Raw genomic sequence first — 11,079 nt, forward strand, 5'->3', positions numbered from 1 at the left:
ACAGATGCACGGACGAGCAGGCTTCACCCTACTTCGCCACCGCATCCTCCTCGGATAGCAGCACACTCCGTCACCACCGAATGTGAGACAGAGCCGTTCTTTGTACAGTCCCGTCGACGATGCCGGTGTAGAAGCGTTCACCAGGTACGGATCCTGGGTTGTTGCTGGCGTCGTAGAACGCGACGTTGGTGAAGGTGACGGAGGTTGAGGCGTTGAGGTTCTTGTAGAAGGCGAGCTTGCCGCGCCCGAATCCGACGAAGAGCCAGAAGAGACCGAGGCTGGCGGTGTTCTGGAGCAGGGAGCGGACTTCGGCTTTGTCCCATGGTTCGTCCCCGACCTGGACTACGACGAATGCAGGGTCGGTTGCTCCAGATTCCTGGTAGTGCCGGGCAGCCCGTCGCATGGCCTCGCCGACGTTGCCCCATCCCCAGTCGACCTGGGTGTGGAGTTGGCCGATCCGGCCGCGGTAGTTGTCCAGGCAGATCTCTTCCACGAAGGGCTCGTCCCCGCTGGCGAAGATCACGGGTACCGTGCCGTCGTCGTCGAGGTTCGCCGACAAAGCCAACACCCGCTCAGCGAACGCCTGAACCGCGAAGGACTCGTAGAAGTCCTTCATGTAGTAGTCGTGGTCAAGGATGAGATACACCGCGGCACGCTTACCGTTCAGGCCCGCGCCCTGCAGCGCGTGCCCGGCCTGGCGTGCCGGTGCCAGCAGCGCGGGCGCTATCTGCTCCACCTTGGCCAAGCTGACGACGCCACCGGCTGCCGCCGTGCTGCGGCCGGGGGAAGATCGTTGCGGGACCGTCGTACCTGTCGACCCATCGTCGTCTACGTCGACACCGTAATCGGTGGCGAGGCCGGCAAGGCCCGACGCGTAGCCTTGGCCGACCGCGCGGACTTTCCATGCCCCGTTTCGGCGGTAGAGCTCTGCCAGAACAACGACTGTTTCGCGGTCCACGAAGTCCGGGGGTGTGAAGCCCATGCTCGTTTTGCTGTCCTGGGTCACGGTCAGTTCCGGTGCCTTCGTGAAGAACGTGCCCGGGTGTTGGGGATCGGCGCTGGCGATAACGACGACTGAGTCCACAGCCGCGGGAATCCGGGGTAGATCCGCCACAACGGTGTCGGCCGAGATGGTCACCCCATCGTGTGAAGGGTTGTTGTAGAACACGAGGTCGTCGTCACTGCGGACCTTGCCACCTGGTCCCAGGAGCAGTGCGGACACGTCCAAAGCCGCCCCTGCGGGTGTGACCTGAAACGTCACCGGCCCGGTGGCGAGGGGCGCGTTCGCGCCGTTGTTCAGCACGATCATTCCCACATCCCAGCGGCCTCTTAGATCATCGTGGTACAAACCGTAGCGTCCACCGCAGACATGTGCAGACACTTCCAAAGCTCTCCGGCACAGCACGCGAGCGGCAGCGCGTGCGGCGACCTCGCCTGGCGAGGGCAGCCGCGTGAGCGTGCGGCACCCACCGGGTGGCCGGGCAGCTCTGCCAGGTGGTCCCGATTATGTAACGGGGTTGTGTGCTTTGCAGGGAGAATTTGTAAAGTTCTCAACTGTCCGGACAAGGAGGTCCGGTGTTCGTCGTGGGGGTCATCGCATGAGCCAGTACCAGCCAGGTCCGCAGTGGGCGGTCCGCCCGCCTGAGCCTGTCCGCATGCCTGATATCCGTCCACTCCACAAGCGCAAGCGCGTGTGGGCGGGTGCCCTGGCGCTGCTTGTGGTGGGCGCCGCCTTCGGCACCGGGGGCTCGAGCGCAGCCGGCTCGACGCCTCGCCCGGCGGTCACGGTCACCGCGACCGCGACGAAGACGCCGGCTCCGGCGCCCACCGTGACCGTGACTCAGACGGTCACGCCGCATCCCACGGTGACCGTGACGAAGACGGCCAAGCCCGCTTCGACCGCGACGCGCAAGTCGGCCGACGGCTCCTCAGGGGGGAGCGGCGGCGGTTCGTCGTCGGGTGGCTCCTCGACCACCGGCGGCGGCTCGTCGAGCTCGGGCGGCGGTACCTCTCATCCTGCCGGTGCCACCGCCTTGTGCAACGACGGTACCTACAGCTATGCCGCCCACCATCAGGGCGCTTGTTCCCATCACGGTGGAGTCGCCGTCTTCTACCGGTAGCAGGTGCGGCAGATCAACCAACTGGGCCAGGAGACGGGCTGCGGCCCTGCGCGGTGCGCAGGGCGGGCGGTCCGGACGGGTCACGACGGCGATACGGGGCCGGTGCTCCCCGATTCGCAGCAAGGACGGAATGGAACCATGGCTTTCGGCTTTCGTGTGGGCGTGCCGGGAATGAGCGTTCGGGTCTCGACCCGGGGCGTGCGCACATCCGTAGGACCCCGGGCGGCGCGCATCAGCATGGGCAGCGGTGGCACGCGGATCTCCTCCGGGGTCGGCCCGTTCTACGCCTCCAGTTCCGTGGGTGGGGGACGACGACGCACCAGCACGAGCCGCACCACGCGCACGCGGGCTGTGGCTCCTTCGGCGGCTCAGCTGGACCGTGCCCGTCGCCAGGCCGAGCGGGCGCAGCAGGAGGCGCAACGGGACGTGGCGATCGCCCAGTTGCAGGAGCTGCGGCGGCAGACGACAAGCGTCCACCTGCAGACTTTCCCCCAGGTGCACCCGCCGATGGTGCCGGGACCTCCGCAGCTGGGACTGGCCTGGGCGCTGGCCGAAGCCCAGGCCCACCACCTTGCCGGGTTGGGAGTCTTCGCCCGCACGGAACGAGCGATGGCCAAGCGAAGGGCGGAGGAGGACGCCCCGGCCTACCTCGCCGCTGAAGAGGCTCGGCTGCACACCGTCCACGGCCGGCTGGTCGCCGAGGCCGACCAGTGGTGGCAGGGACTGCTCGGCAACGACGAGGAGACCGTGTGCGAGGTGATCAACTACGCCTTCGCCGACAATCCCGCTTCCGGCTGTGCTGTAGGCGTCGACGGCTCGGTCCTGTCCGTGGTGATGCGGCAGCAGGACATCGACTCCCTGCCCGACCAGACGCCCGGTGTCACCTCCAGCGGACGCCCCACGCTCAAGACGCTCAGCAAGCGGGACCGCACCCTGTGGTGGCTCACCTCCATGGGATCGAACATCATCGCCACCCTCAAGGAAGCGTTCGCCACCGCACCCGGGATCACCGCCATCGACCTGGCCGTCCTCACCCGCCTGCCGGACACGCAGCGGCTCGGGTTCGTGGCCTACGGCCGCTGGACGCGCGCAGCCGTCGAAGCCGGCCCCTGGCGGGAGCCGAACGACGCCCTGCGGTTCCTCGACATCGGCCAGGACGTCGCCTGCTCGGTCACCACCACCGCTTCCGGGAACCTGTCCGGCACCATCAAGCCCCTTGACACCAGCCGCCTGCCCGGGCTGCAAAGCCTCCTCGACCACGCCCAGGACGAGGCCTCCTCCGGTGACGCGACCCTGGCCGACCTGGACACGGACCTCCGCGCCAACGTGCCCGGCGCACACTCCGCTCCCCCGTCGGACCCGTACCGGATCCGGCCCTTCGCCGAATGGAGGGACCAAAGCCTCACTCACCCGGGCACACCGGCCACTCCTCCAGCACCCACCCACGCTCCCGTCTCACCGTCCGCCTCGCAGGCGACCGCGCTCACCCCTGGGCAGAACCTGGTCCTGCCCGAAGAGGCCTGGCAGCAACTGCTCATCGACTTCAGCTTCGCCGGCGCCGACGCCGACCTCACCCTCTTCCTCACCGACACCGACGGCCAGGTCACCTGCGACGAGGATTTCGTCTTCTACAACCAGCCCTCCACCGCCCACGGAGCGGCCCGCCTCCTCGGCAAGCAGACCGAAGGCCCCCACACGGTGGAGCGTGCGGCCCTCCACGCCGTTGCCCTGCCCCCGCACATCCAGCGCGTCACCCTCGCCATCAACATGGACGTCGACACCGGCCTGACCTGCGGCGCCCTCACCCACGCCGCCCTGCACATCACCTGCGCGACCGGCGCGGCCTGGACATTCCAGCCACCCGCCGACCCCCACATCCGCGCCATGGCCATCGCCGAGATCTACCGCCACACCGCAGGCGGCCAGCACGTCTGGAAACTCCGCGCCATCGGCCAAGGCTGGGCCGACGGCCTCGACGCCCTCGCCCGCGCCCACGGCGTCACCATCGAATAGCCGGCTCGGACACATACGCCGGACGTTGCGGCGGCCATGGGCGGTTCGTTCGTAACGGTCGCTCGAGAGCTCGTGTGCGAGCAGCATCAGGAGGGGTAACTTCTCGGCCTGGCTGTGGCTGACCGCCACTGCCGCGGGACAGGGGGTGGGGAGCTGTCCGAAGAGAGCCTGGAAACGTATCCGGCGATGCCGGTCGGAGGGTCGAGCCGGTCGTGGAGCGGCGTGAGCCGGGTGACCCGGTTCCTGTGCGCGGCCGCCTACAACCATCGTGAGCCGTTCCGGGCCGGCATCCTGCAGCGTCTGACGCTGCCGACCGAGCGTTTCCTGCCACCCGCTTACGGGGTGGATCCGGGGGCGGTGGCCTGGCATTGCGTCCGAGCGCAGCGGCTGGATGCGGCACGGGAGTTGGCGGCGCTGGCAGTGCTGGTAGCGGCATTGTGGGTGGAGCCGGTCTCGGCCGCCTTCGTGGTCTACGTTGCCACGGCGCTGCGCCTGCGGAGCTACTGGCGGCAGCAGCTGCGGCTGCGTGTTCCGAAGCCGTCGGGTGTGAGGCAGTTGGCGGTGCCGGCCCTGACGGTGATCGTGGCTTTGTCCCTTGTCGTCTACGCGGCGTTGCTGGTCTACGCACTATGGTCCGGGCTGGGAGGGCAGGTGTCGTGGCTTGCTGCGTCGTCGGCTCCGGCCGTCGCCGCTCAGGCGGCCGGCACGTGGGTGCTCGTGGGGTTGCCGACCGGGTGGGGCATGGTGACGGCTGCCGAGCGGAGGGTGCGCCGGCGGCGCTGGCAGGAGATCCGTACCGCGAAACGGCTCAGCCCACCGGAGCCCCGGAAAGTATGGGGCGGCATCGAGACGTCCACCACCCGGGGCCTGCGACGATTGTCGCAGCTGGAGCAGGTCACACACGTCGAGTACGCCGACGATGCCTTCTACGGCGCCGGCGACGAGCTGGAGCAGTTCCCGCCGTGGTCGTTCGCCACACAGCTGCGGCGCCACACGTCCCCCGTGCCGCCGGATGCCGGGGCCGGGCATCTGCGGCTGGTCAAGCCGCCCGAAGACAGCGGACCGCTGCTCAGCCACACCGAGGTCATCGATGCCATCCGTGAAGGCATGCAACGGTTCCGGGCCGGAGAGGCCAGACCCGGCGCCCGCCTGCAGCAGCTCACGATGCGGGACTACGTCTTCGCACCCCAGGGCCACCCTGCCCTGATCGGCAAACGGCCGGCCGGGGACGTCCTTGCCGACGAGGACGAAGAGGCCCGGCACATGCTCGGCATCCGCGTCGGCAGCTGGGAGGAGGACCTCAGCACCACCACCTTCGTGCGGGCCACCACGCACGGCGACATCCTGTACCTGGAGGTCTCCGTGCGGGTCCTCCTCCCCGTACAGAGCATGTACCGCTGGTCGATCCGCACTATCGACGCCGGCGTGCTCAGCGCACTGTGCGCCATCCCCGGCGACATCCTCCTCGCCGTGCCACGCCACGCGTGGCAGCTCGCGCGCCGGTTCCGCCTGGTGTGGGGGAAGGAACCGGAGCCGGAAGAGCGGAGCGCGGCCCAGGCGGAAGGCTGGGACGTGCCCGCGCCTCCCCTGCATATCAACTCGCTGCGCGAGCAGGTCGCACAACCAAGCCCGCAGAACATCTTCCAGCGCCTGGACATCGAGCGGTACGTCAAAGCCGTCGAGCACCGCCTCATCTCCTCCGTCCAGGACCTCCTGGAACGCAAAGGTCTGGAGAGCGACGAGTTCACCGCCCGCGTCAGCCAGGTCTTCAACACCGGCGTGATCATCAACGGCGGCGTGCAAAGCGGCTCCATCGCCGGCGGCCACACCGTCGCCCAGACCAACCAGACGACCGTCCAGCCCAGCACCCCCTCCAGCCCGCAGGCCGGTACCGCATCCCCCGGCCCGCCGCCCGCCTGAACCCGCTGCACCGCACCAGTTCCCGCTGCGAGAGGACACCCCATGGCCACACCAGACGAGCACGGCTTCATCGGCGTCAGCATCTCCGGAGGCACCCAGCACGGCCCCATCGCGGGCGGCTACCACGTCCAACAGACCAACCAGACCATCCGCATCAACGACGAAGCCGTCCAGGCCATCCGTGACCACGTCGCCGCCATCCGGCAAGCACTCCCCCAGCACCATGACCCCGCGGTCCAACAAGCCGTCTCCACTGCCCTCGCCCAGGTCGACGACGCCTTCACCGCCCCCGGACCCGCCGACCCCCAAACGTTCCTGCGCCGCCTCCAAGCCGCCGGGCTCTTCCTCACCCGCACCATCGAAACCCACCCCGCAGCCACCGCCCTGCTCGCCCAGCTGATCCCGCTCGTCACCGCCGTCGCCGGAAGCGCGTAGAACAGCAAGGTGGAAACAACATGGCCGATGCTCACGGATCCATGCGTGCCCTCATCTCAAATCCGTCCCGGACCCAGCTTGGCTCCGCCGCCCTCGCTCCTGCCGCGCACAGCCATCAATGACGGCTACCGGAACAACGCCCAGGACCTGGGGCCCTGTTGACCGGCCCGTTCTCACACCCGATATTCATCGAGGGCCGACGCGCCTTTCGGGCTGGGGATAACGGCGCGCGTCGGCAGCGGGACACGGCTCGTCGGGTGGGGAGGGCGTGTGGGAGTGATCGAAGCGATCGTGATCGTGGTGGTCGCCTGTCTAGCGGGGCTTGGGTGGCGGCGCCATCGTTACCCCGGTGGCTGGGCCTTTGCCTTCTCTGGCGATCATCAAGCGGACCGGCAGGGTCTTGAGAAAGCGCGCCGGACCGTACGCAACCTACAGGAGAAGGCACGCAGGGAGCTGACAGCCGCGCACGGTCAGGTCACTCAGGCTGACCTGTCGTACCGGAGCCGTGTCAGCAGTGCTGAACGGAAGCTGAAGCAGTTGCGTGAGCCGGGCCGCGGGTTGCTGCAGGCGACGGCTGGGGCCCGTGACGCTGTACAAGCATGTGGCGGTGGTTGTAACCAAGTCAGCTGCGGTAGAAGTAAGGCCGCTGGGCGGTCTCGACGTGCGATTCGAACGGACGCCCCTGATCAACTACATCTACCTGACCCAACCAGATGGCCAAATGAGCCTGGCGCACTTCGGAGCCGACGAGCACACTGAAGCCAGCGTGCGCGACTTCAGTGTCAGAATCCAGAACGCGGTCGCCGCAGAGAACCGCTTCCTCAAGGAGCGTCCCGCGTCCATCAAAACCGCTGAGGAGGACCTGAAGGCCGCTCAGTCTCACACCACTGCGGCAGAAGAAGCCGTGAGCATCTGAGTGCAGTCACCTCACGCCAAAGCCGCAATCAGGCCCTCAAAGAGGCGCTCGTCGAGCTCGAGGCCGCCCGCGAACACTGGCGAAACCTCACGGGACGACGCCCTCCGGCCTGATCCACGAGGCCAAAAGGTGCGCTGCCGTGCTTTCTCGTCCATCGCCTACCTCTGTCACGGTTCCGCGATGTCACGGACGGCATCTTCGATGACGGGTTTCGTCGTCGTCGAGGATGGCCAGCTGGTGGGTGGCCTGGCGCTTGAGGTCGCCGAGGCGGCCGAGCAGTTCTTAAGGATTTATGCAGCTGGCGTCGCTACCGTGTTGGCAGGGACAGCGATCGGGGGCAGGGGATGCTGGAGCAGGCGTTGACGGCGCTGGCTGCTGCTGGCGGCAGCGCCGTTGTGCAGGCGGCAGGGACAGACGCGTGGGCCGGGTTGCGTCAGGCAGTAGCGCGCTGGTTCAGCCGGGACGACAGCAGACACGAACAGACGGAGCTTGAGCGCCTGGATCGGACTGCTGCCGCCTTGCAGACTGGCGACCCGGCACAAGCAGAACGGATACGGATCCGTGAAGAGGCATCTTGGCAAACCCGGATTCACATGGTGCTGGAAGCAGCAGGTAGAGCCGAACAGGAGCAGTCGGCGGCCCAACTGCGGTCCATAATCCAGCAATACGCGCCCTCTGGCAGCTCCGGGGTGGAATCCGGCGCTACCTTCAACGGCCCGACGGCACTGCAGGTCGGTGACCACAACACGCAGAACAATACGTTCGGATAGGCACGTGGCCACCCCCACTCCGCACACCCCTGAAGGCGTTTCCAGTAGCACCTTCAATGGTTCGGCAGCGTTCGTGGTCGGTGACCACGCCCAGCAGGAGAACCACTACCATGCCGCGCCGACGGCTCTGGTCGTGACGCGGACTCTACCGCGCGATGTCGCCGCGTTCACGGGTCGCCAGGCCGAACTGGACCGGATCCTGGCTGCGGCCGGACCTGCCCAGGTGCTGGCCATCCACACGATCGACGGGATGCCCGGGGTGGGCAAGACCGCCCTAGCTACCCGCGCCGCCTACCTGCTCGCCTCCCGCTTTCCGGACGGACAGTTGTTCGTCGACCTGCACAGTCACACCCCCGGCCAGTATCCTGCCGATCCTTCGGATGTCCTCGCCGCTCTCCTCGTCTCGCGGGGTGTCGCCCCACAGCAAATCCCCGACGGGCTCGATGGGCGTGCTGCGCTCTGGCGTGACCATCTCGCTGGCAAAAAGATGCTGCTGGTCCTGGACGATGCAGCCACCCACGCCCAGATCGAGCCCCTGCTGCCTGCGTGCGACGGCTGTCTGGTCCTGGTCACCAGCCGTCGGCGCTTGGTCGCTGTTGATAACGCCGTGCCGCTGCCCCTGAGCACACTGCCTCCGGCAGAAGCTGAGCTGCTGTTCAGCCGGCTCGCCCGCCGCAACGCAACTGGGGCCGACGCCGGAGCAATATCCGAGGCAGTCCGGTTGTGCGGTTACCTGCCGTTGGCGATCTCTCTACTCGCCAGCCGACTGGCCCACCATCCTGCCTGGAACATTGCCCAGTTCACCGCTGCCTTCTCCGACCTGCAGGATCAGCTGAGCGAACTCGCAGCGGGCGACCGCGCGGTGGCCGCTGCCTTCGATCTCTCGTATCGCGACCTGTCCGGTGATCAGCAGCGCCTATTTCGCCGGCTCGGTCTACACCCCGGCCCGGACGTTGACATTTACGCTGCTGCCGCGATCAATCGCATGTCCCTACCGCAAGCTCGTCGCCATCTGCAGGCGCTTTGCGCCGACCACCTCATCGACGAGCCTGCCCCTGGCCGTTACCGCTTCCACGACCTGGTGCGTGCCTACGCGCAAACTCTGGCGCAACAGGATCCCGCCAAGGACCGCGAGCAGGCCATCGAACGGCTACTGAGCTACTACCAGCACGTCGCCGAAACCGCTGACCAACACGTCACCGGCTCCGCCCCACGCCAGAGCAAGAGGGTGACAATCAACGAGCGGCTCGGCCTGTCCCGTAAACCGAGGGATTCGTACACACCCAAGCTGACCACCTCTGCGCAATCTCTGAACTGGCTGCGCACCGAAAGTCCCAACATACTCGCCTGCGTCAGGTACGCCGCTGCACAGGGCCAGCATCGCCGAGTCAATCGATTGGTCACGGCAATGATCACCTTCCTCACGCGCGAAGGTCCCTGGCAGTTGGCCATCACGCTGCAGCAACTCGCCGCTACTTCCGCACGCCACCACGGCGACCGCCACGGTGAGGCCGAGGCCCTAAAAGGGCACGGGGTAGCACGGCGGCTAATCGACGACTATCCGGCTGCGGTCGAATCACTACAACAGGCCCTAACCCTTTACCGCGCCCTCGGCGACCAACATGGTGAGGCTGAGACCCTGGCAGAGCTCGGCGTGATACGGCGGCTGATTGGTGACTTCCCGGCGGCGGCCGACCTGCTGGAGCAAGCCCTGGAACTCCACCGCGCCCTCGGCACCCGCATCGGCGAGGCTTACGCCCTGGCAGAGCTCGCGGCAGTGCGGCGGCTGACTGGTGACTACCCAGCTGCGGCCAACCTGCTGGAGCAGGCACTGACGCATTACCGATTCCACGGCGACCAGGAGGGTGAGACGCACACCCTGGCGGAACTCGGCAGGATGAAGCAGTTGACTGGTGACTTCCCGGCGGCGCTCAACCTGCTGGAGCAAGCCCTGGAACTCCACCGCGCCCTCGGCGTCCGCCACGGTGAGGCTGAGACCTTGGCGAACTTGGGCGTGGTGCGGCGGTCGACTGGTGACTACCGGGCGGCGGCCGACCTGCTGCAGCAAGCCCTGGAACTCCACCGCGCCCTCGGCGACCGGCACGGTGAGGCTGAGACCTTGGGGAAGTTGGGAGTGGTACGGCAGCTGACTGGTGACTACCGGGCGGCGGCCGACCTGCTGCAGCAAGCCCTGGAACTCCACCGCGCCCTCGGCAAACGTTTTGGCGAGGCCGCCACTCTAGGGAACTTGGGCGTAGTGCGGCGGCTGACTGATGACTACCCGGCTGCGGCCAACCTGCTGGAGCAAGCCCTGGAACTCCACCGCGCCCTCGGCACCCGCATCGGCGAGGCTTACGCCCTGGCAGAGCTCGCGGCAGTGCGGCGGCTGACTGGTGACTACCCGGCGGCCGCCGACCTGCTGGAGCAAGCCCTGGAACTCCACCGCGCCCTCGGCAACCTCCCTGGTGAGGCTGAGGCCCTGAACGGTATCGGCGCGCTGCTGGCTGCCTCCGCCCAGCCACAGGAGAGCCTTGCCCGGTACCGGCAGGCTCTGAATCTCGCGCGTCGGGTGGGAGACGCTCTGGAAGAGGCACGGGCGCTAGAGGGCATCGCCCACTGCGAAGCACAAGCAGACGCGAGGCGAAGTGCCCTTGACCACCTCCGGGAAGCTATAAGCATTTATCACCGCATTGGTGCCGCCGAGGCACGGTCCGCTGCTGCGGACTTGGCCATGCTGGAAAGCCAGGACACAAGCGATGAGGCAGGTGTCCACGGTTCGAATGATTCTTGAACTAACCAACCGCAGGGCTAGTGTCCTGAGTCGTTGATTCGGTTCAGATATCCGGCGAGGCGTTCGAAGATTTCGTCTGCGGTTTTCGTCCAGACGAAGGGCTTGGGGTCGTCG

At 67.4% G+C, this 11,079-nt stretch carries 8 protein-coding genes; 7 read left to right on the forward strand and 1 reads right to left on the reverse strand.

The window, feature by feature from the left end:
• Positions 1-70 precede the first annotated feature (70 nt).
• On the reverse strand, positions 71-1,309 hold the full coding sequence (locus tag PV341_RS39535; protein ID WP_500360315.1) for a TerD family protein: 1,239 nt from the start codon (positions 1,307-1,309) through the stop codon (positions 71-73).
• A gap of 346 nt (positions 1,310-1,655) precedes the next feature.
• On the opposite strand from PV341_RS39535, the gene PV341_RS39540 reads away from it, so the two are divergent.
• The 7 genes from PV341_RS39540 to PV341_RS39570 all read left to right on the forward strand — a co-directional run bounded on the left by PV341_RS39540 (position 1,656) and on the right by PV341_RS39570 (position 10,965).
• Positions 1,656-2,120, forward strand: coding sequence for a DUF3761 domain-containing protein (locus PV341_RS39540; protein WP_500360316.1), 465 nt, complete (start codon positions 1,656-1,658; stop codon positions 2,118-2,120).
• 198 nt (positions 2,121-2,318) lie between these two features.
• Complete coding sequence (locus PV341_RS39545; protein WP_500360317.1) at positions 2,319-4,133, forward strand: TerD family protein; 1,815 nt, start codon at positions 2,319-2,321, stop codon at positions 4,131-4,133.
• 222 nt (positions 4,134-4,355) lie between these two features.
• Positions 4,356-6,053, forward strand: a complete 1,698-nt coding sequence (locus PV341_RS39550) for an AbeC-like domain-containing protein (protein WP_500360318.1) — start codon at positions 4,356-4,358, stop codon at positions 6,051-6,053.
• A gap of 42 nt (positions 6,054-6,095) precedes the next feature.
• On the forward strand, positions 6,096-6,488 hold the full coding sequence (locus PV341_RS39555) for a hypothetical protein (RefSeq protein ID WP_500360320.1): 393 nt from the start codon (positions 6,096-6,098) through the stop codon (positions 6,486-6,488).
• 583 nt (positions 6,489-7,071) lie between these two features.
• Entirely contained in the window at positions 7,072-7,404 is a 333-nt protein-coding gene (locus tag PV341_RS39560; RefSeq protein ID WP_500360321.1) for a hypothetical protein, read from the forward strand.
• Between the two features lie 344 nt (positions 7,405-7,748).
• The gene (locus tag PV341_RS39565; RefSeq protein ID WP_500360322.1) at positions 7,749-8,174 is read left to right on the forward strand and encodes a hypothetical protein; all 426 of its coding nucleotides are present in this window, start codon (positions 7,749-7,751) and stop codon (positions 8,172-8,174) included.
• A gap of 4 nt (positions 8,175-8,178) precedes the next feature.
• On the forward strand, positions 8,179-10,965 hold the full coding sequence (locus PV341_RS39570; protein ID WP_500360323.1) for a tetratricopeptide repeat protein: 2,787 nt from the start codon (positions 8,179-8,181) through the stop codon (positions 10,963-10,965).
• The last annotated feature ends 114 nt before the right edge of the window (positions 10,966-11,079 follow it).

It is taken from the genome of Streptomyces sp. PA03-1a, assembly GCF_033792805.1.
Classification (GTDB): Bacteria; Actinomycetota; Actinomycetes; order Streptomycetales; family Streptomycetaceae; genus Actinacidiphila.